26 protein-coding genes and 2 pseudogenes are annotated in these 25,631 nt (G+C 65.3%); 15 read left to right on the top strand and 13 right to left on the bottom strand.

What is annotated here, in order from left to right; genetic code table 11:
* Positions 1-47 precede the first annotated feature (47 nt).
* Together ACVIYL_RS06805 and ACVIYL_RS06800 are read right to left on the bottom strand one after the other, a co-directional pair.
* Positions 48-482: a VOC family protein gene (locus ACVIYL_RS06805; protein WP_168858585.1), complete on the bottom strand. Its 435-nt coding sequence runs from the start codon at positions 480-482 to the stop codon at positions 48-50.
* Positions 483-647: 165 nt separating this feature from the next.
* On the bottom strand, positions 648-1,091 hold the full coding sequence (locus ACVIYL_RS06800; RefSeq protein WP_310882110.1) for a MarR family winged helix-turn-helix transcriptional regulator: 444 nt from the start codon (positions 1,089-1,091) through the stop codon (positions 648-650).
* A gap of 178 nt (positions 1,092-1,269) precedes the next feature.
* Between ACVIYL_RS06800 and ACVIYL_RS06795 the strand changes: the two genes are divergently transcribed.
* The 9 genes and pseudogenes from ACVIYL_RS06795 to ACVIYL_RS06755 all read left to right on the top strand — a co-directional run bounded on the left by ACVIYL_RS06795 (position 1,270) and on the right by ACVIYL_RS06755 (position 10,046).
* Positions 1,270-2,451, top strand: coding sequence for a substrate-binding domain-containing protein (locus ACVIYL_RS06795; protein ID WP_456778064.1), 1,182 nt, complete (start codon positions 1,270-1,272; stop codon positions 2,449-2,451).
* Between the two features lie 79 nt (positions 2,452-2,530).
* Positions 2,531-3,715, top strand: a complete 1,185-nt coding sequence (locus ACVIYL_RS06790; protein ID WP_456781789.1) for a substrate-binding domain-containing protein — start codon at positions 2,531-2,533, stop codon at positions 3,713-3,715.
* Positions 3,716-3,879: 164 nt separating this feature from the next.
* Positions 3,880-5,394: an amidase gene (locus ACVIYL_RS06785; RefSeq protein WP_456778063.1), complete on the top strand. Its 1,515-nt coding sequence runs from the start codon at positions 3,880-3,882 to the stop codon at positions 5,392-5,394.
* A gap of 54 nt (positions 5,395-5,448) precedes the next feature.
* Positions 5,449-6,306, top strand: coding sequence for a branched-chain amino acid ABC transporter permease (locus ACVIYL_RS06780; RefSeq protein ID WP_028337306.1), 858 nt, complete (start codon positions 5,449-5,451; stop codon positions 6,304-6,306).
* Between the two features lie 4 nt (positions 6,307-6,310).
* A pseudogene (locus tag ACVIYL_RS06775) lies at positions 6,311-6,748 on the top strand (ABC transporter substrate-binding protein); the annotation flags it as partial.
* Positions 6,696-7,529: an ABC transporter substrate-binding protein gene (locus ACVIYL_RS06770; protein WP_456781788.1), complete on the top strand. Its 834-nt coding sequence runs from the start codon at positions 6,696-6,698 to the stop codon at positions 7,527-7,529. The pseudogene ACVIYL_RS06775 and the gene ACVIYL_RS06770, both read left to right, overlap by 53 nt.
* A 7-nt stretch (positions 7,530-7,536) precedes the next feature.
* Positions 7,537-8,631, top strand: coding sequence for a branched-chain amino acid ABC transporter permease (locus ACVIYL_RS06765; protein WP_253588262.1), 1,095 nt, complete (start codon positions 7,537-7,539; stop codon positions 8,629-8,631).
* Positions 8,618-9,352: an ABC transporter ATP-binding protein gene (locus ACVIYL_RS06760; protein ID WP_028343255.1), complete on the top strand. Its 735-nt coding sequence runs from the start codon at positions 8,618-8,620 to the stop codon at positions 9,350-9,352. Before ACVIYL_RS06765 ends, ACVIYL_RS06760 begins: the two co-directional genes overlap by 14 nt.
* Positions 9,345-10,046 (top strand): branched-chain amino acid ABC transporter ATP-binding protein, encoded by a 702-nt coding sequence (locus ACVIYL_RS06755; RefSeq protein WP_253606059.1) that lies wholly within the window; start codon positions 9,345-9,347, stop codon positions 10,044-10,046. Before ACVIYL_RS06760 ends, ACVIYL_RS06755 begins: the two co-directional genes overlap by 8 nt.
* A gap of 6 nt (positions 10,047-10,052) precedes the next feature.
* On the opposite strand, the gene ACVIYL_RS06750 is transcribed toward ACVIYL_RS06755, so the two are convergent.
* The 3 genes and pseudogenes from ACVIYL_RS06750 to ACVIYL_RS06740 all read right to left on the bottom strand — a co-directional run bounded on the left by ACVIYL_RS06750 (position 10,053) and on the right by ACVIYL_RS06740 (position 11,501).
* A complete protein-coding gene (locus ACVIYL_RS06750) occupies positions 10,053-10,535 on the bottom strand; it encodes a DUF3147 family protein (protein WP_456778062.1) in 483 nt (160 codons plus the stop codon).
* Complete coding sequence (locus tag ACVIYL_RS06745; RefSeq protein ID WP_456778061.1) at positions 10,532-10,879, bottom strand: DUF3147 family protein; 348 nt, start codon at positions 10,877-10,879, stop codon at positions 10,532-10,534. Before ACVIYL_RS06745 ends, ACVIYL_RS06750 begins: the two co-directional genes overlap by 4 nt.
* Positions 10,876-11,501, bottom strand: a pseudogene (locus tag ACVIYL_RS06740) (phosphatase PAP2 family protein). The gene ACVIYL_RS06745 and the pseudogene ACVIYL_RS06740 overlap by 4 nt, the downstream one beginning before the upstream one ends.
* Before the next feature lie 185 nt (positions 11,502-11,686).
* On the opposite strand from ACVIYL_RS06740, the gene ACVIYL_RS06735 reads away from it, so the two are divergent.
* Both ACVIYL_RS06735 and ACVIYL_RS06730 read left to right on the top strand, forming a co-directional pair.
* Complete coding sequence (locus ACVIYL_RS06735) at positions 11,687-12,763, top strand: flavodoxin family protein (RefSeq protein WP_456778060.1); 1,077 nt, start codon at positions 11,687-11,689, stop codon at positions 12,761-12,763.
* 68 nt (positions 12,764-12,831) lie between these two features.
* Entirely contained in the window at positions 12,832-13,062 is a 231-nt protein-coding gene (locus tag ACVIYL_RS06730; RefSeq protein WP_028337297.1) for a hypothetical protein, read from the top strand.
* A gap of 390 nt (positions 13,063-13,452) precedes the next feature.
* Here ACVIYL_RS06730 and ACVIYL_RS06725 read toward each other — a convergent pair whose 3' ends face one another.
* The 5 genes from ACVIYL_RS06725 to ACVIYL_RS06705 all read right to left on the bottom strand — a co-directional run bounded on the left by ACVIYL_RS06725 (position 13,453) and on the right by ACVIYL_RS06705 (position 19,141).
* Positions 13,453-14,697 carry an IS4 family transposase gene (locus ACVIYL_RS06725; protein ID WP_456781787.1) on the bottom strand — a complete coding sequence of 415 codons (1,245 nt, stop codon included), beginning with the start codon at positions 14,695-14,697 and terminating at the stop codon, positions 13,453-13,455.
* A 318-nt stretch (positions 14,698-15,015) separates the two neighbouring features.
* Positions 15,016-16,512: a L,D-transpeptidase family protein gene (locus tag ACVIYL_RS06720; protein ID WP_456778059.1), complete on the bottom strand. Its 1,497-nt coding sequence runs from the start codon at positions 16,510-16,512 to the stop codon at positions 15,016-15,018.
* Between the two features lie 229 nt (positions 16,513-16,741).
* On the bottom strand, positions 16,742-17,704 hold the full coding sequence (locus ACVIYL_RS06715; protein WP_456778058.1) for an acetyl-CoA carboxylase carboxyltransferase subunit alpha: 963 nt from the start codon (positions 17,702-17,704) through the stop codon (positions 16,742-16,744).
* Between the two features lie 290 nt (positions 17,705-17,994).
* Positions 17,995-18,978 (bottom strand): site-specific tyrosine recombinase XerD, encoded by a 984-nt coding sequence (xerD, locus tag ACVIYL_RS06710; protein ID WP_456778057.1) that lies wholly within the window; start codon positions 18,976-18,978, stop codon positions 17,995-17,997.
* 16 nt (positions 18,979-18,994) lie between these two features.
* Positions 18,995-19,141 carry a hypothetical protein gene (locus ACVIYL_RS06705; protein ID WP_016843561.1) on the bottom strand — a complete coding sequence of 49 codons (147 nt, stop codon included), beginning with the start codon at positions 19,139-19,141 and terminating at the stop codon, positions 18,995-18,997.
* A 145-nt stretch (positions 19,142-19,286) separates the two neighbouring features.
* Between ACVIYL_RS06705 and ACVIYL_RS06700 the strand changes: the two genes are divergently transcribed.
* The 3 genes from ACVIYL_RS06700 to ACVIYL_RS06690 all read left to right on the top strand — a co-directional run bounded on the left by ACVIYL_RS06700 (position 19,287) and on the right by ACVIYL_RS06690 (position 22,485).
* Positions 19,287-19,907, top strand: a complete 621-nt coding sequence (locus ACVIYL_RS06700; protein WP_076824827.1) for a shikimate kinase — start codon at positions 19,287-19,289, stop codon at positions 19,905-19,907.
* 10 nt (positions 19,908-19,917) lie between these two features.
* Positions 19,918-21,060 carry a 3-dehydroquinate synthase gene (aroB, locus tag ACVIYL_RS06695; protein WP_456778056.1) on the top strand — a complete coding sequence of 381 codons (1,143 nt, stop codon included), beginning with the start codon at positions 19,918-19,920 and terminating at the stop codon, positions 21,058-21,060.
* A 117-nt stretch (positions 21,061-21,177) separates the two neighbouring features.
* Positions 21,178-22,485: an HlyC/CorC family transporter gene (locus ACVIYL_RS06690; protein ID WP_076824825.1), complete on the top strand. Its 1,308-nt coding sequence runs from the start codon at positions 21,178-21,180 to the stop codon at positions 22,483-22,485.
* A gap of 204 nt (positions 22,486-22,689) precedes the next feature.
* Here ACVIYL_RS06690 and ACVIYL_RS06685 read toward each other — a convergent pair whose 3' ends face one another.
* Both ACVIYL_RS06685 and ACVIYL_RS06680 read right to left on the bottom strand, forming a co-directional pair.
* A complete protein-coding gene (locus tag ACVIYL_RS06685; protein ID WP_092083131.1) occupies positions 22,690-23,139 on the bottom strand; it encodes a hypothetical protein in 450 nt (149 codons plus the stop codon).
* 118 nt (positions 23,140-23,257) lie between these two features.
* A complete protein-coding gene (locus ACVIYL_RS06680) occupies positions 23,258-23,533 on the bottom strand; it encodes a BolA family protein (protein ID WP_028338206.1) in 276 nt (91 codons plus the stop codon).
* Positions 23,534-23,642: 109 nt separating this feature from the next.
* On the opposite strand from ACVIYL_RS06680, the gene ACVIYL_RS06675 reads away from it, so the two are divergent.
* On the top strand, positions 23,643-24,281 hold the full coding sequence (locus ACVIYL_RS06675; RefSeq protein WP_225646911.1) for a J domain-containing protein: 639 nt from the start codon (positions 23,643-23,645) through the stop codon (positions 24,279-24,281).
* A 198-nt stretch (positions 24,282-24,479) separates the two neighbouring features.
* On the opposite strand, the gene ACVIYL_RS06670 is transcribed toward ACVIYL_RS06675, so the two are convergent.
* Positions 24,480-25,574, bottom strand: a complete 1,095-nt coding sequence (locus ACVIYL_RS06670; protein WP_456778055.1) for a citrate synthase/methylcitrate synthase — start codon at positions 25,572-25,574, stop codon at positions 24,480-24,482.
* Positions 25,575-25,631 lie beyond the last annotated feature (57 nt).

Raw genomic sequence — 25,631 nt, 5'->3', positions numbered from 1 at the left:
GCTGAGGCGGCGGGCGACTGGCCCGCGCCCGTCGAGCCGCATCGCTCTCAGCCGGCGAAGGCCTTGTCGAGATCGGCGATCACGATCTTCTGCATCTTCAGCATCGCCTGCATCGCGCGGTCGGCTGCCTTGCGATCAGGGGCGCTGAGATAGCGGCCGAGCGCGGTCGGGATCACCTGCCAGGACAGGCCGAAGCGGTCCTTGAGCCAGCCGCAGCGCGATTCCTGGCCGCCGTCGGTGAGCTTCTCCCAGAAGTAGTCCACCTGCTCCTGGGTCTCGACGCTCAGGAAGAACGACACCGCCTCGTTGAACTTGTGCTGCGGCCCGCCATTGAGCGCGTGGAACCGCTGCCCCTCGAGCTCGAAGCTCGCCATGAAATCGCTGACGGTCTCGATCTTGGCGTTCGGAAACACCGATTGGTAGAAGGCAACCGCGTCGCGGACGTTGTTGTCGAGCCAGAGGAACGGCGTGATCGAAGTCATGACGGGAAATCCTCACTAGCGAGTGATCGGGTGGACCAGCGCGGCCAAGCGCGAAGGCTGCGCCGCAGGGCGCGCCCCGAGGACGCACCAAACCGCCGCATCCCGACATTTCCTGCCGGTCTTTTTTCGATGGTTTCGGTAGGAGCGCGCCGGGCCGGCGCGGCCTTAATTGGCGCTGCCGATCAGGCTTTCCAGCAGGCGCTTGAGCTCGGTGGTCGACTCGTCGCCATAGCTCTCGACGATGTGCTCCTCCTGGCTCACCGCGAGCGAGTTGAGCCGCCGGCACAGCGCCTTGCCGCGGTCGGAGACGAACATCAGCACCTTGCGGCGATCCTTGGGGTCCTGGACGCGATAGACCAGCGCGTCCGACACCATGCGGTCGATCATCTTGGTCAGCGTCGGATGGTTGAGCAGCACAGCATCCGCAAGCTCGCCCATCGAGTGGCCGTTGCCGTCGGACAGCACTTTCAGGATGCGCCACTGCTCGACCGGCACGCCTTCCTTGGCGAGCCGCGTCTCCAACTGCCGGTTGATCTCCCGGTTGGCTTGCGCCAGCAGGTAGGCGAGATGTTCGGTGATCGGGGAATTTTCTTTCGGCGGTTTAGCCACGGCGTGAGACCTGGTTCCTGACCCGGTGAATGAATGTCCGGCAACTCATGCCGTTTCTATATGCACTTCAATTGTTGAATATTCAATATTTTCACCTAGGATATTCCCCCAACCAAGGGGCGGATGCCGCGACCGCCCGCTGGCTGCGTTGCGTACTGCTTCCCAGACAGGAGTTGGCGTGCTCTCGACGGTCTCTTTCCAGGCGTATGGCGGCATGCCCGTCGCGCCGCCGCTGCTGTTTCGAAACCCGTCGTCCTGCGCGGCCGATCTCGCTTTGACCCTCAAGCCCGGCTCGTCGCGCCGTGGCGGCACCGGCAGCAAGCTTCGAATCGGCAATTTCATCACCTTCTCCGGCGCGCCCGGGATCTGGGGGCCGATCTCCGCCAACAGCGTCATGCTCGCGGTCGCCGAGATCAACCGGCGCGGCGGCATCCGCGGCCGCGAGGTCGAATTGTCGATGTACGACGCCGGCGGGCCGATCGAGGAGGTGGTGCGCCGCGCCGAGCGGGCGATCGCCTTCGACGAGGTCGACGTCATCATGGGCTCGCATATCTCGGCGGTGCGCCTCGCGCTGCGCAAGGTCACGGCCGGCCGCATCCCCTATGTCTACACGCCGGTCTATGAAGGCGGCGAGCGGACGCCGGGGGTGATGGCGATCGGCGAGACGCCGCGCGCCGAGAGTCGCCCGGCGATCCACTGGCTCACCGAGGTCAAGAAGGCGCAGCGCTGGTATCTGATCGGCAGCGATTATGTCTGGCCCTGGCAGTCGCATCGCGCGGTGAAGCGCTATATCAAGGAGGCCGGCGGCCATGTCGTCGGCGAGGAATTCGTCCCGCTCGGCGAGGACAATCACGAGCCGCATCTGGCGCGAATTCGCGCAGCACGGCCCGATGTCGTGCTGATCTCCCTGATCGGCACCGACAGCATCACCTTCAACCGTGCCTTCGCCGAGGCCGGGCTTGCGGCGACCACGCTACGTTACGCCGGCGCGATGGACGAGACCGTGATGCTCGGCATCGGCCCGGACTCGACCCAAAACCTGTTCTGCGCCTCCGGCTATTTCGGCTGCATCGATTCGCGCGCCAATGACGACTTCCGGACCAGCTACCGCGCGATGTTCGGGGCGCATGCGCCGCCGATCGGCTCGGTCGGGCAGTCGAACTATGAGGGGATGCGCTTTCTCGAAGCGGCGGCCAACCAGGCGCGCTCGCTGTCGATCGGACCGCTGTCCGCCGCAGCGCACAATCTCGTCTACAGCGGCGCCCGCGGCACCGTCACCCTTCGCGACGGCCGCGCCGAGATGCCGATCTATCTTGCCGAGGCCGACGGTCTCGACTTCAATGTGATCAGGACGATCTAGATGGACCGGCCGATGCCGCGCTCGCCGCGCGGCTTGCCGGTGCCAGACAGGAGCAGGTGTGCATTCGACGCCCTACGTCATGGCCCGAACCTCGAGCAACAGGTATGGCGGCCTTCCATGCCCGCCTTCCCTGCTGTTCCGGAACCTGACGTCGGCGCGGTCCGATCGCGTATTTTCACCGATGGATCGGGACGGTTTCGGTCCGCGCGGTGCGCGCAGCCGGCTTCGGATCGCCGGCTTCGTCTGCTGCACCGGTTCGCCCGGGATGTGGGGACCGGCCGCGACCTCGAGCGCACAGCTCGCCGTCGCCGACATCAACCGGCGCGGCGGCATCCTCGGCCGCGAGGTCGAGTTCTCGGTCTATGACGCCGGCGGACCGATCGAGGACGTGCTCGATCGCGCCGAGCAGGCGATCGCATCCGACGACGTCGATCTCATCATGGGCATGCACACCAGCGCGGTGCGCGTCGCGTTGCGTGGCCTGATCACCCGCAGCAAGATCCCCTACATCTACACGCCGGTCTATGAGGGCGGCGAGCGGACGCCCGGCGTCATCGCGATCGGCGAGACGCCGCGCTGGCAGAACCGGCCGTCGATCCACTGGCTGGCCGAGGCGAAGCGCGCCTCGCGCTGGTACCTGATCGGCAGCGATTATGTCTGGCCATGGCAGTCGCACCGTGCGGTGAAGCGTTACATCAAGGAGACCGGCGGTCTCGTGGTCGGCGAGGAGTTCGTGCCGGTCGGCGAGGACAATCACGAGGCGCAGCTGGAACGCATCCGCGCCGTGAAACCCGATGTCGTGCTGATCTCGCTGATCGGCACCGACAGCGTGACCTTCAACCGCGCCTTCGCCGACGCCGGCCTTGCCGCCACCACGCTGCGCTTTGCCGGCTGTTTCGACGAGACGGCGCTGCTCGGCATCGGCGCCGACAAGACCGAGAACCTGTACTGCGCCTCCGGCTATTTCCCCTCCGTCGGCTCACGCGAAGGCGACGATTTCAGGGACCGCTATCGCGCGATGTTCGGGGCGTTCGCGCCGCCGGTCGGCTCGTGCAGCGAGTCCGCCTATGAAGGGTTCTGCCTGCTCGAGGCCGCCGCCAAGCGCGCCGGCACGCTGGACATGCGGCCGCTGCTCGCGGCGGCGGACAACCTCGTCTATCGCGGCCCGCGCGGTCCGGTCACGGTGCACAGCGGCCATGCCAGGATGCCGATGTATCTTGCCGAAGCCGATGGTCTCGACTTCAGGGTGATCAAGCCGATCTGAGCAGTGCGACGGCGTCGCCGGAAGGTTTTGCGAAATAATACTTGAAAAGGAAAATATTTCCGTTTTCAATACAACAACGGGGTGAGCGGTTCGCGCGGGCAACGCGCCGCTGCACCTGCCTCGAAGGATCAAATCCAAAGATCAAAAGCTATCAGGAGAGCGCCGTGACCGTCGTCCTTCCCACACCAACGCAACTTCGTGCCGTCGCCGAGCAGTGCGGCCTGTCACTGACCGATGAGGATGTGGCCTCGTTCCGCGGCCTGATGCAGGGCTCGATCGACGCCTACAACGTGATCGCCGCGATGCCGGACGAACTGCCTGCGGTGAAATATCCGCGCACGCCCGGCTATCGCCCGGCGCCAGAGGAGAACCCGCGCAACGCCTGGTACTACAAGTCGACCGTGAAGGGCGCGGCCTCCGGCAAGCTCAAGGGCAAGACGGTGGCGCTGAAGGACAACATCATGCTGGCCGGCGTGCCGATGACGAACGGCTCGTCGACGCTGGAAGGCTATATCCCCGATTTCGACGCCACCATCGTCACGCGCATGCTCGATGCCGGCGCCGAGATCGCCGGCAAGACCCATTGCGAGCACTTCTGCCTGTCCGGCGGCAGCCACACCAACTCCTACGGAGCGGTGCACAATCCGCACAAGATGGGCTACTCGGCCGGCGGCTCGTCGTCGGGCTCCGGCGTCGTGGTCGCGCTCGGCGAGGTCGACATGGCGATCGGTGGCGACCAGGGCGGCTCGATCCGCATGCCGTCCTCGTTCTGCGGCACCTACGGCATGAAGCCGACCTGGGGCCTCGTGCCCTATACCGGCATCATGCCGATCGAGATTTTCGTCGACCACACCGGACCGATGACCGCGACGGTGGAGGACAACGCGCTGCTGCTCGAAGTGATCGCCGGTGACGACGGCTACGATCCGCGCATCAAGGCGCCCAAGGTCGAGGATTACACCAAGGCGCTGGGTAAAGGCGTCAAGGGCATGAAGATCGGCATCCTCAAGGAAGGCTTCGAGCAGCCGACCGCGGAAGCCGCGGTCAATGAAAGCGTGCGCGAGGCGGCCAAGCGCTTCAAGGATCTCGGCGCGTCGGTCGACACCGTGTCGATCCCGATGCACATGGTCGGCCCCGCGATCTGGACCCCGATCGGCACCGAAGGCCTGACCCAGACCATGATGTTCGGCGACGGCTACGGCCTCAGCCGCGGCGACCTCTATTCGACCTCGCTGATGGATTTCCATCGCGGCTGGCGCCGCCAGGCGGATTCGCTGTCGGAGACCACCAAGCTGTTCATGATGCTCGGCACCTACATCAACAACAGCTTCGGTCCGCGCTTCTACGGCAAGGCGCTCAACATCTCGCGCCGCCTCACCGCGGCCTATGACAAGGCATTCAAGGATTACGACCTGCTGCTGCTGCCGACCACGCCGATGAAGGCGCCGGCGCTGCCGGCGGCCAATGCCAGCCGCGAGGACTATGTCGCCCGCGCGCTCGAGATGATCACCAACACCGCGCCGTTCGACATCACCCATCACCCGGCGATGTCGCTGCCCTGCGGCATGGTCGACGGCCTGCCGGTCGGGTTGATGCTGGTCGGCCGGATGTTCGAGGAATCCACCATCTACCGCGCCGCGCACGCCTTCGAGCAGGCCGGCGACTGGAAGAAGATGTGAGGCGCCGCTTGTTGCAGACACAGGCTGGATGGATCGAACGCCGGATCGAACGCCATGGCTAGCACTTTTGCCGCGGCGTTCGAGATCGTGAGCTTCGGCGCGATTATCGTGCTGGTGGTGCTCGGGCTCGGCATCATCGCCAGCATGATGGGCATCTTCAACTTCGCGCAGGGCGAGTTCGTCCTGCTCGGGGCCTATGTCACCTATCTGGCCTACGCCCATGGCGCACCGGTCTGGGCCGGCATGGTCGCGGCGCCCTTCGTGGTCGGCGCGATCGGCTTCGTGCTGGAGGCGCTGATCATCCGGCGGTTCTACGCCGCGCCGATCGTGGCGATGCTCGGCACCTATGCGCTCGGGCTGATCATCCGCGAGAGCGTGCGCGGCTTGATCGGCGGCTTCTATCTCACGGTGCCGGAGCCGATCGGCGGCTCGATCGACCTCGGCTCGGTCCACATCTCGGCCTGGCGCTTCACCATCATCGTGATCACGCTGCTGGTGATGGGTGGCTGCTATCTCTTGCTGGCGCGCACCTCGTTCGGGCTTCGGGTCCGCGCCACGCTGGAGAATCCGGCGCTGGCGCGCGCGTCGGGCATCTCGACCCCCCTGATCTACGGGGCGACCTTCGCGTTCGGCGCGGCGCTGGCCGGACTTGCCGGCGCGCTGATCGTGCCGGTGTTCAGCCTGTTCGCCGACCTCGGCATCCGCTTCCTGATCCAGGGCTTCGTTGCCGTGATGGTCGGCGGGGTCGGCTCCTTCATCGGTCCGGTCGCCGGCGCCGGTGTGATCGGCACGCTCAGCGCGGCGCTGCCATGGGTGATGTCTCCTGTCGTCGCCGACGTCCTGGTCTTCGTGCTCGCAATTGCCTTCATCAAATTCCGCCCGCAGGGCCTCATATCGGGAAAAGGGGTTTAGTCAGATGTTCGATCGCACCAATCTCACGCGCCGCCGCTTCATGAGCAATTTCGCTTTCGCGACCGGCGCGCTCGCGACCGGGGTCGGCAGCTGGGTGGTCAGGCCCGACTGGGCCAACGCCGCCGAGGGACCGATCAAGGTCGGCATCGCGACCGACCTGACCGGCCCGATCGCCTATGCCGGCAACGCCGACGCCAACGTCGCCAAGATGGTGATCAAGGAGATCAACGCCGGCGGCGGCCTGCTCGGCCGGCCGCTCGAGCTCTATATCGAGGACACCGCCTCGAACGAATCGGTCGCGGTCGGCAATGTCCGCAAGCTGATCCAGCGCGACAAGGTCGACATGGTGCTGGGCGGCATCACCTCGTCGATGCGCAACGCGATCAAGGATCCGATCGTGGCGCGCGGCAAGACGCTCTACATCTATCCCGCAGCTTTACGAGGGCAAGGAGTGCACGCCCTATCTGTTCTGCACCGGACCGACCCCGGCGCAGCAATGCGACACCTTCATTCCCTGGCTGATCAAGAACGGCGGCAAGAAGTTCGCGCTGCCGAGCGCCAACTATGTCTGGCCGCACACGCTCAACGTCTACGCCCGCAAGGTGATCGAGTCGAGCGGCGGCGAGGTGGTGTTCGAGGAATACTACCCGCTCGACCAGGTCGACTTCTCGGCCACCGTCAACCGCGTCATCTCCAACAAGGTCGACGTCGTCTTCAACACCGTGATCCCGCCCGGCGTCGGTCCGTTCTTCAAGCAGCTCTATGAAGCCGGCTTCCTCAAGAACGGCGGGCGGCTCGCCTGCGTCTACTATGACGAGAACACGCTCAACATCAATCAGGCCAACGAGATCGAGGGCCTTGCGAGCTGCCTCGACTATTTCAAGGTGCTGACCAAGGAGGATCCGTTCGACGCCAAGCTCCAGGCAGCCTATGAGAAGGATTTCCCCGGCAACTTCCTGTTCGCGGCCGGCAGCGCCGCCACCGGAACCTATCGCGGCCTCAAGCTGTGGGAGGCGGCGGTCAAGGAGGCCGGCAAGGTCGACCGCGACTCCGTTGCGGCCGCGCTCGACCACGCCAAGATCGCCGAAGGGCCGGGCGGACCGGCGGAGATGGTGCCGGGCAAGCGTCATTGCAAGATGAAGATGTACACCGCTGTTGCCAAAGGCGGGAACTATGAGATCGTCGCGCGCAGCGACGGTCTCGTTGATCCCAAGGAATGCTGAGCGATCCATGGTTGGAGCAAGAGAGGCTGTCGCACGCGTCGGTGAGGAACCAGATGTCGTGACGGGCGAGGGTGCACCGGCCGCAAGCGCGCCGGCGGGACGGGTATCGGCAGGATGGAAGGTCCTGCCGATCGTGGAAGGGCTGGTGCTGCTGATCGCACTGGTCCTGCCATGGGTGCTGCAGGACTATCTGACGGTGTTCGCCACCCGCGTGGTGATCCTCGCGTTGTTCGCCCTGTCGTTCGACCTGGTGTGGGGCTATGCCGGCATCATGAGCTTCGGCCAGGCGCTGTTCTTCGGCGCCGCCGGCTACGGCGTGGCGCTCTTGGCACGCGATCTCAATGTCACCTCGATCCTCCTGATCCTGCCTGCCGGCACGCTGATCGGGCTCACTGCGTCGCTGCTGCTCGGCGGCTTCCTGCTGCTCGGGCGTTATCCCTCGAGCGTGATCTTCGTCTCGCTCGGCACCCTCACCGGCTCCTATGCCGCGGACCGGCTGGCGCGCGGCTGGTATTATCTCGGCGGCCAGAACGGCATCCCGTCGATCCCGCCGCTCACCCTCGGCAGCTACGAGTTCGAGGAGGGGCCGATCTACTACTACATGGTGCTCGGCATCCTCGTGGTCGTTTATCTGCTCTGCCGCTTCCTGGTGCGCTCGCAATTTGGCCTCGCGCTCGCGGGGCTGCGCGAGAACGAGCAGCGCATCGCCTTCTTCGGCTACAAGGCGCAGCACCTGAAGGCGATCATCTTCGCGGTCGGCGGCACCATCGCCGGTCTCGCCGGCAGCCTCTATGCCTTCCACGAGGGCTTCGTCTGGCCCAACATGCTGGGCGTCGTGTTCTCGACCCAGGTCGTGCTCTACGTCCTGTTCGGCGGCTCCGGCACGCTGATCGGCGCCGTGATCGGCACCGTGATCATCGAGGGCGTCAGCTTCTGGCTGTCGGACAATTACCGCGACGTCTGGCCGATCATCCTCGGCGTGCTGCTGCTGCTCGTCATCATGTTCCGGCCGCTCGGGCTGATCTCCTTCGTGCTCGGCGAGCGCGAGCGGGTCGGCAGTTTCGGCAAAGCCCCGAAGGAGACCGGCAATGCCGCTCCTTGAGGCGCAAGGCATCAGCAAAGTGTTCGGCAAGCTGACCGCGCTCGACGGTGCGGCGCTGACCGTCGGCGAGAACGAGTTCCACGGCCTGATCGGCCCGAACGGCTCGGGCAAGAGCACGCTGATGAAATGCGTCGCCGGCGCCGAGGTGCCGACCACCGGCAAGGTCAGCTTCATCAACACCGACATCACGGCGTTCACGCCGACCGAGCGCGCCCGCGCCGGCATGAGCCTGAAGTTCCAGATCACCTCGGTGCTGCCGACGCTGACGCTGTATGACAACATCCTGCTGGCGCTGCAGGCGCACTGCTCGCTGTTCGACCTGGTGCTGTCGCGCACCCGCAAGAAGCTGCACGATCAGGTGATGACGATGCTGACCCAGTTCCGGCTCGCCGATCGCGCGCATGATGCCGCCGCGGCGCTGTCGCACGGCCAGCAGCAATGGCTCGAGATCGCGATGGCGCTCGCCGGCAAGCCACGGCTGTTGCTGCTGGACGAGCCGACCGGCGGCATGAGCCTCGAGGAGCGCCGCGTCACCGGCGAGCTGTTGCAGCCGATCAAGCAGCATTGCTCGCTCGTCATCGTCGAACACGACCTCGATTTCATCCGCGACATCTGCGACCGCCTCACCGTGCTCGACCAGGGCAAGGTGCTGGCCTCGGGAACGGTCGCGGAAATCCAGGCCAACAAAAGCGTCCAGGAGATCTATCTTCGCCGTGCCTGAGCAAACCTTCCTCGATATCCGGCATCTCGATGCCGGTTATGGCCGCAGCCAGGTCCTGTTCGATGTCAACATCGGCATTCCCTGGCGCGGCGGCGTCGCCGTGCTCGGCCGCAACGGCGCCGGCAAGACCACGCTGATGAAGACCATCGTCGGCGAGCTCACGAGCTCGCAGGGCGAGTTGTTCTTCGACGGCCGCGACATCACCCGCCGCCGCACCGAGGAGCGGGTGCGCTCCGGCATCGGCTATGTGCCGCAGGAGCATTCGGTGTTCGCCCGCCTGTCGGTGCGCGACAACCTCGCGGTCGGGTCGCTGTTCAATTCCGATGCCAGCGCGGTCGATCGCGTGCTGACGATCTTCCCGAAACTCGGCCAGCGGCTCGACCAGCCGGCCGGCACGCTGTCCGGCGGCGAGCGCAAGATGCTGGCGATCGGCCGCGCCATGCTCGGCAATCCGAAGCTGCTGCTGCTGGACGAGCCGACCGAAGGCGTCTGGATCGGCGTGATCGAGGAGATCACCGAACGGCTGATCGAGCTCGCCAAAAGCATCTCGGTCGTGATCGTCGAGCAGCATCTCGACCTCGCGCTGCGCGTCGCCGACTATGCCTATGTGCTGGACCGCGGCCGCGTCGCGCTGCAGGGCGGCGCGAGCGAGGTGCGGAGCGATCCCGAACTGCTGCGCTATCTGGCGCCGTAGCAGGCTTCAGTGCGGCAGGCGATCGGCCTTGCGGCCGATCACGCCGTCTCCCGGCGTCCGCCGTGCCGATCGCATCTCGCGACGCACATACCAGGTCGCGACCGAGCAGATCAGCCAGGCCAGCGATGCGGCGATGAAGGCGGCCGGCACGCTGCGATCGACCGTCAGCAGGAAGACGACAGCAAATGCCAGCATGCCGACCGCGCCGAGCGCTGCGCCCGCCGCATCGAGCGCCGCGGCCTGCTGCCCGCGCCACGTGCCGTCGAGACCGGCGTTCCGCTTGCGGCGGATTTCATGCTTCTCGATCAGGGTGGCGCTGGCGCAGAAGATGGCGGGGAGTGCAAGAAAGGCGCCGCCGACATAGGCGCCGCAAGTGCTGCTGATCACGCCGGTCAGGACGGTGGCGCCGCCACCGAGCACGAAGCGGATCAGATATTCGGTCCAGCGGCTTTCCCTGAGCGAGGACAGCGAGACGCGGACCGGTGTCATGCCTGCCCTCCGGCAACGCCCAGCAAGCCGAACACGAGCGCGAGCCAGACGATCAGCGCCAGCAATGTGGCGGGGACCGCGCGGAGCCTCGCGCGAATCAGCAATTGGCAGACCACGAAGCTATAGATGGCAAGCGCAACGGCGCCAGCCATCATCGCGCGGCTCTGCAGGCCGGCATAGTCGGTGCCGTGCTGGTACACGGCGATGCCGAGGGTGGCGAGCGCAACCGACGGCGCCGCGCCGAACAGCCCGGCGAAGCTCTTCGGACGCAGCACGTCACCCAGCATCGCGAAGGCCGACACCACGGCCCCGCCCACGAGAAAGCGGATGACATATTCGCTCATCGCGCCTTGCCCCGCGGTGGATCGTCACCGGGATAGCCGGTCCACAATCGCAGCAGCCGCTCGAGAAGTGCTCCGAGCCCGAATCCCGCGATCACGTCGCTCGTCCAGTGTGCGAGAACCATAATGCGCGTCAGCGAGAGGCCGACCGCGAGTGCCTGGATTGGGCGGCGCGCGCCGGCGGGCAATGTCGCTGCCGCCGACGCCAGCGCGCCCATATGCAGCGCGTGGCCGGATGGGAAGGCGTCGTCGCGCCTGCCAGAGATCGGGATGCCGTTGGCATGGCCGGCTACGGTCAGGCGATCCGGGCGAGTCTGGTTGAACAGCAACTTCAGGCCATGCGGCAGCAGCGATGCTGCGCGACCGTCACCAGCAGCGCGTGATTGCCGGCGCGCTCGAGCGAGGCGCCGCGCCCGCGTGAGGCGAGCCAGCCTGCGGCGGCGAGCACAAGCAGGACCTTTTCGTCAGCGCCCCAGGTCAGTGTGCGGGCGATCTCTTCCGGCGCAGGTGCGGTGTTGCGGGCGATCGCACGCGCGATCATGGCGTCCGCCGCGGTCGGGCGAATGGTGATCGGGAAGGGGGCGCCTCGATGGCGGCGTGCGCGAACTCGGGCTGTCGTATGCATGATCAGGTTCCCATCCAACGCGCCAGCCGCGGCATGGGTCCTAACCGGCGTGCAAGGAACCAAATGCAGATCGATGCTCTTGAACTCTTGCCCGTCTCGACCCGATCCCAAGGCTCAATCCCGAGGCTTCGCGCGCCAATGGGGATGCAGGGCGGGCGATGGATTGTAGTCAGGGAGAGGTGTCGATGACGGAGCCGGACGTTCGCAAGGGGATGCCGCCGGTCAAGCTTTCGCGCGATGAATTCGAGCGGCGCTACCGCAAGCGATTTGCCGATCCGGTCTTTCAATCCATGCAGACGGAGCTCGCGACGATCATCGCCGGTGCCTGGGACGCCTATCGTCATTCGCGCAAGGCGCCGGTTACCCGCAAGGCCGGCCCCGGTTTTGCCGATCCCGACTATGATCTCGCGGTCGATTGGCTGTCCGCGCGCGATGCCATCGATGAAGCGCAGCGCAGGCATGACGATCCAAACGAAGCGCCGCATATCCTGCTGATCAACGGCTCCTCGCGCAGCGAACATACGTGTCCCGGCGAGATGTCGAAAAGCTGGCGCTTGGTCGAGATCGCCGAGGCCGCCTTTCGCGAGATGGGCCTCGCGGTCGATGTGCTCAATCTGTCGCGGCTGACCTCCGAGTTCGGCAGGGAAATTCACCCCTGCAAGTCTTGCGTCTCCACCTCGATGGCACTCTGCCACTGGCCGTGCAGCTGCTATCCAAACTACTCGCTCGGGCAAACCGACGACTGGATGAACGAGATCTATCCGCTGTGGGTGCGCGCGCATGGCATCATGATCATCTCGCCCGTCAACTGGTACCAGACGCCGACCGGACTCAAGGCGATGATCGATCGCCTGGTCTGCGCCGATGGCGGCAATCCCGATCCGACCTCAACCCACGGCAAGACCGCGAGCGAAGCCAAGGCGCTCGAACTCAAGGGCTGGCCATACCCCAAGCATCTGCGCGGCCGGCATTTCGGCATCGTGGTCCACGGCGACAGCGTCGGTGCGGAAACGTGCCGTCGCTTTCTTGCGGACTGGCTCACCGACATGGAGCTGATCTCGGCCGGTGGCAGGGCTGAGATCGACGGCTATGTCGGCTACATGAAGCCCTACGCGATGTCGCATCGCGATCTCGACGAAGACAGGGCCTTCCAGGAACAGGTGCGCAATGTCGCGCTGGCGCTCGGCGCCGCCGTCGACCTCGCGCGCACCGGGCATCTGGAAGATCCCGGCAAGGGGCTTGAGGACCCGCGGCCGAAGTAGGGTGGAATCCGGGTTCCCAAAGGAACGAAGCGCCCCGGCTGCCCGTTAGGCCGCGGGAGGAAGTCACAATGCGCTATATTTCGATTGCAGCTCTTGTTGCTGCTGCCGTGATGAGCAGCGGTGCCGCGTTGGCGCAGCATTCCGGTACGCCATCGGAACAGAGCGCGTGCACGCGCGATGCACAGCGCTTCTGCCGGAAGGACCTCGGCAATGACGGGGCCGTGCAGAACTGTCTCCAGATGAAGCGGGCCAGCCTGAGCCGAAGCTGCAAGAAGGTTTTCGAAAGCCACGGAATGTAACGGTCAACGCGCATGCGACGGTGACGGAGCGTGGTGTTCGAACCTGCGAGCGTGGCGGTGCGGTGGCGACGAGGCGTCTGCGCGGTGCTGACGAAAGCACGCAACGCGGACGGCGAAATCGTGCAGGCCTGACGCTTTGGGTGCGATCGGCGCCCGGCTTTCCCTGCGCGCTCTGCCAACGGAGAGGGCGGAACGAAGAGCAAAGCTCGGACAAATCATGTCGCGAGAACGTTGTGGTGTGACTCACAGACCGCGCCACACACTCAATGTCGTCCTGGCGAAAGCCAGGACCCATTAGCCCAAATGAGAGTTGTTGCGCGACGCTGGGGCCACGATCCCATTCACGATCAAGTTCGGTGGTTATGGGTCCCTGCTTTCGCCCTAGTGCATCTACACGTTTGTCGGGCCATTTGCGAGGATTTGGAAGCGGGCCATTCCGGTGTGGAAGGTGATTGGTCCAGGTGGACGGTGGGAGGCGTAGCCGGTCCATCCGCCGAGTTTTGCGATGACCCATGCCGCCCAAGCAAGAGTGTTGGGGCGATGGTGGTTTTTCTGAAGCTCGGTGCGACCTTTCATGGTTTTGTTGATGGCCCTGAGCGTCTCGATCTCTTCTGCGGTGAAGACAAATTCAGCCGGCAATTCTTCGCCACTGTTGCGGGCCTGAACGAGTTGAATGACGATACATGCCGCTCTGGTGGCGACCGCCACGAGCTTGATCAGGCCTTCGGCGCTCTCGATCTGACTATCCTCGATGCGCAAACCCTGGCTCTTCAGCGAGCGAAAGAGTTGCTCAATGATCCAGCGCTGGCGGTACCAGGAGACGATCTGCCAGGCGTCTTTAACGGTGGCGACCGGATGAGTGGTCAGGAGCAGCCAGCGAATGGGCTCCGCACCTCTCGGCGGATGCAACTCGACCACTTCTACGAAGCTGAGTTTGATGCCCTCCGCCAAGTCGGTGACGCCGGGCCTCTGCGGCCGCTTGAGCACGACGGTTCCGAAGCGCATCGAGAGATGGGCCTGCCGGCCGCGCCGATCCATTCGCTGCGGCAGATCGATCACCGCGTTGTCGCAGAAGCGGCTCCGCTCGACCGCCTGATAAAGTGTGCCGCCATCGACCAGCGCATGGTCGTGCATGGCACGCGACAGAAGATGGACATTCTCAGCTGGCGTCAGCGCCCAGTGAGCAAAGAAATCCCCCTCGCGGTCGTTGACGACGGTGATCATGCGGGCATCTGCCAGGACGTCGCGGCCTTGCTCGGCGGCCGTCACCCAGCGCGCCGACTCCTTGTCGGCCAAGGCGCGCCGCTCATGCGGGATTTTTACCTTGCCTTTGCGCGTCCAAACGTTGCCGCCAGTAAGGCCAAGACAGACCCCGCTGTCGGCATCCACCGCCATCATCGCATGCAACAGCACGCCGCGAGCATTGCCCTTGCCGACTTTGCCCAGCCCGCGCCGCCGTCCCGCCTGGGTCTGGAACTTGACCTCGCTCGTATCCTGGATCGCCAGCACATGACGCCCGCTGACCGCAGTCCGCGTCTGCGCGCTCCAGCCCTCAATCAATTTATCGATCGTGACTTGGGGGTTGTTCACAAACCGCCAGAACGCCATATTGGCAGCCCAATCGCCCCGGGCCATCTGGCGCAAGCAGACGCTGCGCGTGCAAAGCATAGCCCGCAGAAGCGTCGCCCCCTTTTGTCGAGACGAACGTCCCCGAACTCACCCAAAGACAAATCCGGCTGCATCGCTGGCGCTCCTTCGAATCAAAGCGCCAGTGAGAGAATCATACAACATGCTGCAGAGACGCCACTTCTTGCTGCACCGAGTCAATCTGTCGCGCCCCAAAACCGTGTAGACACGCTAGTGCGAAAGCAGGGACGACGGCTGGAAATAGTTTGCGCTACAGCAGCATTGCGACGAGCGGCAGCGAGCTGTCTTCGCGCAGACGCGCCCCGCCTACTTCACCGCCGAGAAGCGGGTGTCGAACGAGTTGGTCTGCACCACAGGCGCGGAGCCGGCGAGTTGGGTCGACGACGACGGGGCCGGTGCGGCGGCTGCGGCCGTGGTCACTGCGGGCTTCGGTGCGGGCTTGGCGGCTTGCTTCGGCTCAGCCTTGGGGGCGACGCGAACCACCGATTGCGGCTTGGCCTCGGCGACCTTCGGCTTGGCCGGGGCAGCAGCGGCCGGAGCCGGTGGAGCGGTCGTCTTGCTGGCGTCGGCGGTGCCGCCGATCCCGACCTTGCGGGCAAAGCTGGAGAAGAAGCCTTCGGACTTGTCAGAGGTGGATTTGTCGGAGGCGGACTTGTCGGACGCGTTCGCCGAGGCAACGCGGGTGCCGGCCGACGACGTGGTGGACGACGTTGTCGCCACGACCGGCTCCTCCTGCTGGACCGCAAGATTGGGCTTCGGCGGATTGACCGTACCGGGGATCGTGCCGGGCGCGCGCGCCAGCGACATCGATGCCAGCGCCTGGCTGTCGCCGCCTTCGGAGAGGCCGGTGTTTCCTTCCGGAATCTTCGAGGCGAAGATCGCGTTCATGCCGCCGTCGATGCCGGTGTTGAGGCGCGCAACGGGCGTGCCCTTGGACACCAGCTTGGCGGTCTCGGCGGCGTCCTTCTGCTCCTTCTCGTGCACGGCGCTCGCGATCTCCTCGGGGATCACATAGGCCGGGCACTTCGCGGAGGCGTCGAACACCGGATCGCGTGTCGCGCCCGGCGCCTTCACCGCGTCGAACACGTACTTCTTCTCGCAGAAGTCGACCTTCGGCTCCTGCTTCGTCACCTCGAAATGATCGTAGCCTTCCTTGATCATCTTCCAGAACGGCATGTTCGGATTGTTGCGGTGCTTGGCCATGTTCACCGGCGTCATCCGGAACGGATAGGCCTGCAGCTGGAACGCCTTCTGGCCGCCGAAGAAGGATTCGCGGCCGAGCGAGTAGATTTCGGCGATCTGCTCGTCCGTCATCGCGTAGCAGCCGCGCGAGGAGCAATCGCCGTGCACCATCAGCTGCGAGCCGGTGCGGCCGAGCGCCTTGTCGAAGGCGTTGGGATAGCCGGTGTTGAACGACAGGTAATAGGCCGATTGCGGGTTCATCTGGCTCGGGTTGATCGAGTAGAACCCTTCGGGCGCCTGGCGGTCGCCTTCGCGGACCTTCGGACCGAGGTCGCCCGACCAGCGGCAGATTGGATAGGTCTTGAGCAGCGCGAACTGGCCGGAGCGGTTTTGCTTCCAGACCTCGAGCTCGGCCTCCTGCTTGAACAGCCGCACCAGGATCGGCGACTGCATGTCCATGTCCTTTTCGGTCATGGCAGCGACGAGCTTTGGCGGGACCGGCTGGTTGGCCTTGGCGTTCTGCGCGAGCGAGATCTGGTCGCTGTCACAACCGGCGAGCATGACGCCTGCGGCGAGGACCGCCGAGGTCAGAAGCGCGCGTACGAGCGTGCGATGAGTCAAGTCCGAGCTCCACACCCACCGGGCGATTTTCGCGACCCCAACACGGCGAATATGCCCTGAAGCCATTGTCTAAAATATTAGCCTTCGACGACCCCTGCTCGCAACCTGAACCGGGGCGGACAGCCCTCACGGTAGCAGGCATGGTTCAAGGAATGTTAAAGACCCGGCTCGGGGCCCAATTACGGCAAAATTGGTTGATTTGGACGAAAAATCGAGCCGTTTGGGCGCCTCAGCCGAGCTTGCGGCCGATATCGAGGAATTTCTGGCGCCGCTGTTTGCGAATCGCGTCCGGATCAAGATTTCGTAGGTCGTTGAGCGCCTGGGCGATGGCATCGCCCGTGGTCGCGATCATCGCGGTGGGGTCGCGATGAGCGCCGCCGGAGGGCTCCTTCAGGATCTGGTCGATCACGCCGAAGCGCAGCATGTCCTGGGCGGTGATCTTCATGCTGTTGGCGGCTTCCTGCGCCTTGGTGCCGTCGCGCCACAGGATCGAGGATGCCGCCTCCGGCGAGATCACGCTGTAGATCGCGTGCTCCATCATCAGGACGCGGTTCGCCGTGGTGATGGCGATGGCGCCGCCCGACATGCCTTCGCCGGTGACGATCGCGACATTGGGCACACCGAGCGACAGGCAGGCGTCGGTCGAGCGCGCGATCGCCTCGGCCTGGCCGCGTTCCTCGGCGCCGATGCCGGGATAGGCGCCGGCGGAATCGACGATCGAGAGCACCGGGATGCCGAACCGGTCGGCCATTTCCATCAGGCGCACTGCCTTGCGGTAGCCTTCGGGGCGCGCCATGCCGAAATTGTGCTTGATGCGGCTCTCGGTGGTGGCGCCCTTCTCCTGGCCGACCACACAGATGCTCTCGCCGCGGAAGCGGCCGAAGCCGCCGACCAGGGCCTCGTCGTCGGCGAATTTGCGGTCGCCGGCCATCGGCGTGAATTCGGTGATCAGGCCGCCGATGAAATCGGTGAAGTGCGGCCGCTGCGGATGCCGCGCCACGAGCGTCTTCTGCCACGGCGTCAGATTGGAATAGAGCTCGGTGAGCGCCTGCGCCGCCTTGTCCTCGATCCGCGCGACCTCGTCGCCGATGTCGCTGCCGCTCGCGGCAAGCGCACGCAACTCGTCGATCTTGGATTCAAGCTCGGCGACGGGTTTTTCGAAGTCGAGATAGCTGCGCATCGGGTCGGGCATCAACTCAATATAGGGAAGATCGGTGCGAGGGGCGAAGCGGTTTCGGCGTCGGAAAGAGAAGCTTTGTAACTTCAAACGGTTAACGCGCATTCGGGTGGAATGCACGCTTCGGGATCGCAAGCAGGTGACGCTCTTTCTGCGGAGACGAAGCGGAAGTCAAGGCGGATCAGATGAAGGTATCGAGGTCTCCACGCGCGTAGCCCGGATGAAGCGAAGCGTAATCCGGGGAGACTGCGTCCGCGGTGAGACCGATCCCGGATTTCGCTGCGCTTCATCCGGGCTACGGATCCCTAGGACTTCTCCGCCAACGGGTGCAGGTCGCGGACCAGGCTCTTCAGCCGCTCCTCGACCACATGGGTGTAGATCTGGGTGGTCGAGATGTCGGTGTGGCCGAGCAGGGTCTGCACGATGCGCAGGTCCGCGCCATTGTGCAGCAGATGGCTGGCAAACGCATGACGCAGCACGTGCGGGGAGACCAGCCGCGGCGCAAGGCCGGAGGCGCTCGCGAGCTCCTTCAGATCGCGGGCGAAATGCTGCCGGGTCAGATGGCCGCTCTCGCCGGAGGACGGAAACAGCCATTTCGCCGGCGCGGCCTTCTTCGCCTTCGGCTGCATCACCTCCAGCGCTGCGAGATAGTCTGCCATCGCCTGGCGCGAGGCGTCGTTCAGCGGCACCAGCCGCTCCTTGTTGCCCTTGCCGCGCACCACGATCATCCGCGCATCGCGCCGCGCCGCCGAGACCGGCAGCGACACCAGCTCGGAGACGCGCAGGCCGGTGGCGTAGAGCACCTCGAGCAGGCAATACAGCCGCAGCGCGCGCAGCCGCTGCGCCGGCGAGACGTCGGTCTGGGTCAGTTCCTTGGCGCGGGTCAGCATGCGGTCGACATCGGCGATCGACAGCACCTTGGGCAGGCCGCGGCCGCGCTTCGGGCCGGACAGGATCGCGGCCGGATCGTCGGTGCGGACCCGCTCATTGAGCAGGAAACGGTAGAGATGCCGCATCGCCGACAGCCGCCGCGCCACGCTGGTCGACTTGAAGCCTCTGACATCGAGGTCGGCGAGGTAGTCACGCAGCGTCTCGGTGTCGGCGCTGGTGAAATCGGCGCCGGCTTGGGCGAGGTAGTCGGAGAAATCGGTGAGGTCGCGTCGGTAGGCGTCGAGCGTGTTGGCGCCGGCGCCTTGTTCCGCGGCGAGCATGTCGAGGAACAACGCGGTCAGTCTGGCGTCGGAGGACTTGGCGAGGGTCTTGGAGGGATTTTTGGCAGCAGCGGGCATGCCGGAATCATAGCGTCTATTTCTTGAGGAACTTATCCGGTGGGATGGTCACCGTCATTTCCCGCGGTTTCGGGTGCACGAAATTGGCCAGCGCGAAGACGATGCCGTAGCCGATCCCGAAAATCACGGCGACGACCGTCAGGAAGCGGAACAGGCTGGGCATGGAAGCGACTCGGGCGGCGAATTAACCAATGAAATCATCCAACATGTTCCCCGCGCGGTTGCAAGAGTCGCTGGTAAGGGTGTCGCCGGGGGTAGTATAGGTGGCTCGAATTCTGAACAATTCGTCCCAATATCCGAGCTTTTTGATGTCCGACGCAGCCGTCCCGGCGCCCACCCACCCGACCCTGGAGGCCGACATCGCGGCCGCACTGGGGACGAGGTCGATCGTGCTGGTCGGCATGATGGGGGCCGGCAAGTCGACCATCGGCCGGCGGGTGGCCGCGCGACTCAAGCTGCCGTTCACCGATGCCGACACCGAGATCGAGGCGGCGGCGGACATGACGATCCCGGAGATCTTCGAGAGCAAGGGCGAGCCGTATTTCCGAGACGGTGAGGCGCGGGTGATCGCCCGCATCCTCGGCAATGGCCCGGTCGTGCTGGCGACCGGCGGCGGCGCCTTCATGCGCGAGGAGACCCGCAACCGGATCCGCGACCGCGCGATCTCGATCTGGCTCAAGGCCGACAGTGATATCATCATGCGCCGGGTGCGCCGCCGCGCCGATCGTCCGCTGTTGCACACCCCCGACCCCGAAGCGACCGTCAACCGCCTGCTCAGCGAGCGCGAGCCGGTCTACGGCACCGCCGATTTGACGATTGCCTCGCGCGACGTGCCGCACGACCGCATCGTCGACGAATGCCTCGAGGCCCTGCATGCGCATCTGTGCGGTGCGCGTCCGGCCGACGAGCAACCACCTGTGATGGATTGAACGCGACCTCATGACTGCGCCCTTGAAACATTCTGCCTCAGTTACCGTCGACGTCGCGCTCGGCGACCGCGCCTATGACATCGTGATCGGCCGCGACGTGCTGCAGTCACTTGGCGAACGTGTCGCGGCGCTGCGGCCCGGCGTGCGCACCGCCATCGTCACCGACCGCACCGTCGCCAAGCACTGGCTGGAGCCGGCCGAGGCGTCGCTCGCCGCCGCGGGGGTGCCGACGTCGCGGATCGTCGTCGAGGAGGGCGAGGGCTCGAAGAGCTATGCCACGCTGACCGAGGTCAGCGAAGCGCTGATCGCGGCGAAGATCGAGCGCAATGACCTCGTCATCGCGCTCGGCGGCGGCGTGGTCGGCGATCTCGCCGGCTTCGCGGCCGCGATCCTGCGCCGCGGCGTCGATTTCGTGCAGGTGCCGACCTCGCTGCTGGCGCAGGTCGATTCCTCCGTCGGCGGCAAGACCGGCATCAACTCGCCGCAGGGCAAGAACCTGATCGGCGCATTCCACCAGCCGGTGCTGGTCATCGCCGACACCTCGGTGCTCGACACGCTGTCGCCGCGCCAGTTCCGCGCCGGCTACGCCGAGGTCGCGAAATACGGCATCCTCGGCGACGAGGCCTTCTTCGGCTGGCTCGAGAAGAACCACACCGACATCTTCGCCGGCGGCGCCGGGCGCGAGCACGCGATCGCAACCTCCTGCCGCGCCAAGGCGGGCGTCGTCTCGCGCGACGAGCGCGAGACCGGCGAGCGGGCGCTGCTCAATCTCGGCCATACCTTCGGCCATGCGCTGGAAGCCGCAACCGGCTTCTCCGACCGGCTGTTCCACGGCGAGGGCGTCGCGGTCGGCATGGTGCTGGCGGCGGAATTCTCGGCGCAGCTCGGCATGATTTCGTCCGACGATGCGGGGCGCATCGCGCGTCATCTGTCCGCGGTCGGATTGCCGACGCGCCTGCAGGATATCGCAGGCTTCGCGCAGGAAGGCCTTGCCGACGCCGACGCGCTGCTGGCGCTGATGGCGCAGGACAAGAAGGTCAAGCGCGGCAAGCTCACCTTCATCCTGCTGGAGGCCGTCGGCCGCGCCGTGATCGCCAACAATGTCGAGCCGCAGCCGGTGCGCGACTTCCTGCAAGCCAAGCTGAAGGCCTAGACCGGGATGCCTCTCCTTCGGATCGTCATCCCGCTCTATCTTTTTGATTTGAGCATGATCTTTTCGGAAAACCGCTACACACTTTTCCGGATCATGCTCTAGCCACGGATCAGTTCAGTGGGATGGTTCACCTTCTCGATCGTGCTGCTCTGCCTGTTCATCTCGGCGTTTTTCGCGGCGAGTGAGACGGCGCTGACCGGCGCCTCGCGCGCCAGCATGCTGCGGCTGTCGAAGCAGGGCAACACCGATGCCGGTGTGGTCTCCAAGCTGGTCAACATGCGCGAGCGCATGATCGGCGCGCTGCTGCTCGGCAACAACATCGCCAATATCGGCGCCTCGGCGCTGGCGACCGGCGTGTTCACCGCCTGGTTTGGCGACGTCGGCGTGCTCTATGCCACCGCTGTCATGACCGTGATGGTCGTGGTGTTTGCCGAGGTGCTGCCCAAGACCATCGCGATCAACGCGCCCGACCGCATCTCGCTTTTGGTCGCGCGGCCGATGCGGCTGACGATCTTCGTGCTGGGGCCGCTGCTCACCATCATCGAGACCATCGTGCTGGCGCTGATGAAGCTGCTCGGCATCAAGGTCGGGGCGCATCAGGCGGTGCTGTCGCCGACCGAACGTCTGCGCGGTGCGGTCGATCTGTTGCATCACGAGGGCAAGGTCGAGAAGCAGGATCGCGACATGCTCGGCGGGTTGCTGGATCTCAGCGAGCTGCAGGTCTCCGACGTCATGGTCCATCGCACCGAGATGACCATGGTCAACGCCGACCTGCCGCCCGAGGAACTGGTGCGCGAGGTGCTGGCGAGCGAATACACCCGCATCCCGCTGTGGCGGGAGAAGCCGGAGAACATCGTCGGCGTGCTCCACGCCAAGGACCTGCTGCGCGCGATGCGCGCCAACGAGGGTGACATGTCGGCGATCGATGCCTCCGCGATCGCGCTGCCGCCCTGGTTCGTGCCGGAGATGCGTCCGGTCTCCGAACAGCTGAAGGCGTTCCGTCGCCGCAAGACCCACTTCGCCCTCGTGGTCGACGAGTATGGCGAGGTCGAAGGCATGGTGACGCTGGAGGACATTCTGGAGGAGATCGTCGGCGACATCTCCGACGAGCATGACGTCGTCGTTGCCGGCGTGCGGGCGCAGCCGGACGGCTCGGTCGTGGTCGACGGCTCGGTGCCGATCCGCGATCTCAACCGCGCGATGGACTGGCGCCTGCCGGACGAGGAGGCGACCACCGTCGCCGGCCTCGTGATCCACGAGGCGCGCTCGATCCCGGAGCGCGGCCAGAGCTTCACCTTCCACGGCTTCCGCTTCCGCGTGCTCCGCCGCGAGCGCAACCGCATCACCGCGCTGCGCATCGTCGCCGTCCCGCGCGAGACCGAGCTGGAGGAGAAGAAGCCGAAGCGGGCGGGGACGGCGTTCTAGCGCTGTGCGGTCGGGACCAATCTATCACCGTCACCCCCGCGCAACGGCTTCGCCGTTGTCGCTGGAGGAGCCGCGAAGCGGCGTCTCCAAGGGTCGACGGCCACCAGCCGGGCCGTGCATCCTTCGAGACGCCGCTTCGCGGCTCCTCCAGCGACAAAGGCGCAGCCTTTGCGCGGGGATGACGGATCAGGCAGCGGCGTTGGCCTACTCGATATCAATCGAGATACCGGACAGCTTCCAGGCGCCGTCGGAAGGGATGAAGCCGAGCTGATACTTCACCTGCTTGGGCGTGGTGTCGAAATGACCCTTCAGCCGCAGCACGCCCTTGTCGTCGATCTTGGCGTCCTCGTCGAGAACGATCGGCTTGGCGACTACGGCGTCGAACACCGCGTGCTTGTCGACCAGATCCTTGAAGATGGTCTTGAGCTTGTCGGGTGGAAACTGGTCGCGGAACGGCTTTGAGATCTTGGCGTGGAACACGGTGAAATTGTTCGCCGCCACCGCATCGTTGAGCGAGACCAGGATGCTCTTGATCAGCACCTCCTGGACGAACGGGCTCGGCATGTCCAGCGCCGAGGCCGGGCGCATCGCGCATATCAGGAGCAGGCCGGCGGCGGTGACGATCGACCGGAAACGTGGCCAGCTAGGGATCATCAATGGCCCCATATCATGCGTGGCGGTGCAATCCTTAGTTTCACCTGCTCACGCAGGGAGCAGGTCCATCCTGTTCTCATAAAGGAAAACCGCCGCTTCGTCTTGAGGCAAGCGCGCACTAGCGCGGCTTTTCCCCGGGGCCGTGGGCGTGGATCGCCAGCGCATGCACCGAGCCGGCGAGTTCCTGCGCCAGCGTCGCATTTATCATGCGATGGCGTTCGATCCGGCTCTTCCCTTCGAAGGCCGGAGACACAATATATACCCGAAAGTGCGTCTCCCCGCCTGGCCTGTGGCCGGCGTGGCCCTCATGCAGATGTGACTCGTCGACGACGTCGAGGCTTTCCGGCAAGAAAGCTTCACGCAACTTGTTTATGATAGCGTCTTTGGTGCTCATGGCGGCGGAGTTAGGTTCGCGACAGCTTTTCGTCAATGGTGCAAGCGGGAAACGAGGTCCGCGCAATGTCAAGACTTGAAGATTTGTGCATTGCGTAGTCAAAGAGAACATGCCGATCGATTCATCAAAATTCTTCGACTCCATTCGCATCAAGCCGACCAAGGTGAGTGCGAAGCGCCAGGCGCAGGCCGGCGAGCAGGCCGTGACCTGCGAGTGGGCGGGTTGCCAGAACAAGGGCGCGCATCGCGCCCCGAAAGGCCGCGAGAATTCGCGCGAGTATTGGCACTTCTGTCTCGACCACGTCCGTGAATACAACCAGTCCTACAATTTCTTCCAGGGTATGAATCCTGACGACGTCGCGCGCTACCAGAAGGACGCGCTGACCGGCCACCGTCCGACCTGGAAGATGGGTGCCAACAACGGCAAGAAGGGCGAGAGCGGTCTCGATGCCGCCTCCGATCCGTTCCACGTATTCTCCGAGCTCAACGGCCGCGGCCGCTGGCGCCCCGGACCGGGCGGCGCGGAGCCCAAGCCCGAGACCCGCAAAATCATGAACGCCGAGCGCAAGGCGCTGCAGGTGATGGGGCTAGGGGCCGAGGCGACGCTCGAAGACGTCAAGTCGAAGTACAAGGCGCTGGTCAAGCAGCACCACCCCGACGCCAATGGCGGCGACCGCTCCACCGAGGATCGCCTGATCGAGATCATCAAGGCGTACAATTATCTGAAGACCGTGGTGCGCGAGGCCTGAAGTCTTGCCTCCGTCGCCCCTGCCTAGTGCGCAGTTGCGCACGGGAGCAGGGGCCCATAACCACCGGCCGTTATCGTTTGCACAAGATGTCTGCCCGATTGCCCCATCGATGGGCCGCGGCGTATGGGTCCCTGCTTTCGCAGGGACGACGGCGGAATATGTAGCTCCGCCGTCGCAAGCGTTGAAACGGTCTAGCTCTCACCCGTTCGGCACTGCCCCGACATAGGACGAACTCGGCCGGATCAGGCGCCCGGTGCGCCGCTGCTCAAGCGCGTGCGCGGTCCAGCCGGCAGCGCGCGCCGTGGCGAAGATCGGCGTGAACGCATGCCGCGGGATTTCCAGCCCATCGAGCAGGATCGCGGTGAAGAACTCGACATTGGTTTCCAGCGGCCGCTCCGGATTCTTCTTCCGCAGCGCCTCGCGGATGTAGGCCTCGACCTCGCCGGCAAACGGCAGGTCGGCACCACTGGTCTCGAGGCGCTCGATCGCGATCTTCAGCACGTCGGCGCGCGGGTCGCGCACGCGATAGACCCGGTGACCGAACCCCATCAGCCGTTCGCCGTGCGCCAGCGCGCCGTCAACCCAGGGCTTGATGCGCTCGCGTGTGCCGATCGCGTCCAGCATTTCGAGCACCGGCTCAGGTGCGCCGCCATGCAGCGGGCCGGTCAGCGCGCAATAGCCGCCGGTGATCGCCGCGAACAGGTCGGCCTGCGTCGAGGCGATCACCCGTGTGGTGAAGGTCGACGCATTCATGCCGTGATCGCAGACGGTGACGAGATAGGCGTCGAGCGCGGCGACCTCGCGCGGCTCGACCTTGCGGCCCAGCAGCATCCGCAGCGTGTCGGCGGCGTGGCCGGCATTCGGGTCCGGCGCGATCGGGTCATGTCCCTTGGCGTGCTGGACCAGGGCGCCCGCGATCACCGGGAAGGCGCCGACGATGGTCGCCTCATGCTCCAGCCCGCTCTCGCCGCGCAGGCCCGCGATCGCGGCCCGGAAGCCGTCGACGATCGACATGCCGCGCGTCGCCGGCAGCAGGTCCGGCAGGCGGGCGAAGGCGCGTTCGCGGGCGGCGCCGAGGCTGGCGCGGACATTGGCTTCACTCAGCGACTTGCCGGTGGCGCCGTTCCACAGCCGCGCCGTGACGCCCTCGAAGCTCGACTTGCCCGCGAGGTCGGCGACGTGCTCGCCGGCGATGATCAATTCGCCGCGCTCGCCGTCGACATGGCTCAACACGGTCTCGGCGGCAGGAACGCCGTCCAGACCGATCTGGCTCTTGGTGAGGTGCATATTCATGGCCTGATCTCCTTGCTTCACCCCTTCAAGGTCAGGCCTCTCGACGAGTTGATCAAT

This window comes from Bradyrhizobium sp. USDA 3315 (assembly GCF_054056795.1).
Note: the sequence above shows the minus strand (reverse complement) of the source record. Positions and strands in the feature narration are given on the sequence as shown.

Bases quoted from the DNA above. Each gene is read 5' to 3' on its own strand.
- ACVIYL_RS06730 (WP_028337297.1), top strand. From the start codon at position 12,832: ATGCGCTATATTTCGATTGCAGCTCTTGTTGCTGCTGCCGTGATGAGC.
- ACVIYL_RS06715 (WP_456778058.1), bottom strand. From the start codon at position 17,704: ATGCCCGACCCGATGCGCAGCTATCTCGACTTCGAAAAACCCGTCGCC.
- ACVIYL_RS06700 (WP_076824827.1), top strand. From the start codon at position 19,287: ATGTCCGACGCAGCCGTCCCGGCGCCCACCCACCCGACCCTGGAGGCC.
- ACVIYL_RS06705 (WP_016843561.1), bottom strand. From the start codon at position 19,141: ATGCCCAGCCTGTTCCGCTTCCTGACGGTCGTCGCCGTGATTTTCGGG.
- ACVIYL_RS06680 (WP_028338206.1), bottom strand. From the start codon at position 23,533: ATGAGCACCAAAGACGCTATCATAAACAAGTTGCGTGAAGCTTTCTTG.
- ACVIYL_RS06750 (WP_456778062.1), bottom strand. From the start codon at position 10,535: ATGACACCGGTCCGCGTCTCGCTGTCCTCGCTCAGGGAAAGCCGCTGG.
- ACVIYL_RS06780 (WP_028337306.1), top strand. From the start codon at position 5,449: ATGGCTAGCACTTTTGCCGCGGCGTTCGAGATCGTGAGCTTCGGCGCG.
- ACVIYL_RS06745 (WP_456778061.1), bottom strand. From the start codon at position 10,879: ATGAGCGAATATGTCATCCGCTTTCTCGTGGGCGGGGCCGTGGTGTCG.
- ACVIYL_RS06765 (WP_253588262.1), top strand. From the start codon at position 7,537: ATGGTTGGAGCAAGAGAGGCTGTCGCACGCGTCGGTGAGGAACCAGAT.
- aroB (WP_456778056.1), top strand. From the start codon at position 19,918: ATGACTGCGCCCTTGAAACATTCTGCCTCAGTTACCGTCGACGTCGCG.
- ACVIYL_RS06760 (WP_028343255.1), top strand. From the start codon at position 8,618: ATGCCGCTCCTTGAGGCGCAAGGCATCAGCAAAGTGTTCGGCAAGCTG.
- ACVIYL_RS06685 (WP_092083131.1), bottom strand. From the start codon at position 23,139: ATGATCCCTAGCTGGCCACGTTTCCGGTCGATCGTCACCGCCGCCGGC.
- ACVIYL_RS06670 (WP_456778055.1), bottom strand. From the start codon at position 25,574: ATGAATATGCACCTCACCAAGAGCCAGATCGGTCTGGACGGCGTTCCT.
- xerD (WP_456778057.1), bottom strand. From the start codon at position 18,978: ATGCCCGCTGCTGCCAAAAATCCCTCCAAGACCCTCGCCAAGTCCTCC.
- ACVIYL_RS06790 (WP_456781789.1), top strand. From the start codon at position 2,531: ATGGCCCGAACCTCGAGCAACAGGTATGGCGGCCTTCCATGCCCGCCT.
- ACVIYL_RS06805 (WP_168858585.1), bottom strand. From the start codon at position 482: ATGACTTCGATCACGCCGTTCCTCTGGCTCGACAACAACGTCCGCGAC.
- ACVIYL_RS06725 (WP_456781787.1), bottom strand. From the start codon at position 14,697: ATGGCCCGGGGCGATTGGGCTGCCAATATGGCGTTCTGGCGGTTTGTG.
- ACVIYL_RS06675 (WP_225646911.1), top strand. From the start codon at position 23,643: ATGCCGATCGATTCATCAAAATTCTTCGACTCCATTCGCATCAAGCCG.
- ACVIYL_RS06735 (WP_456778060.1), top strand. From the start codon at position 11,687: ATGACGGAGCCGGACGTTCGCAAGGGGATGCCGCCGGTCAAGCTTTCG.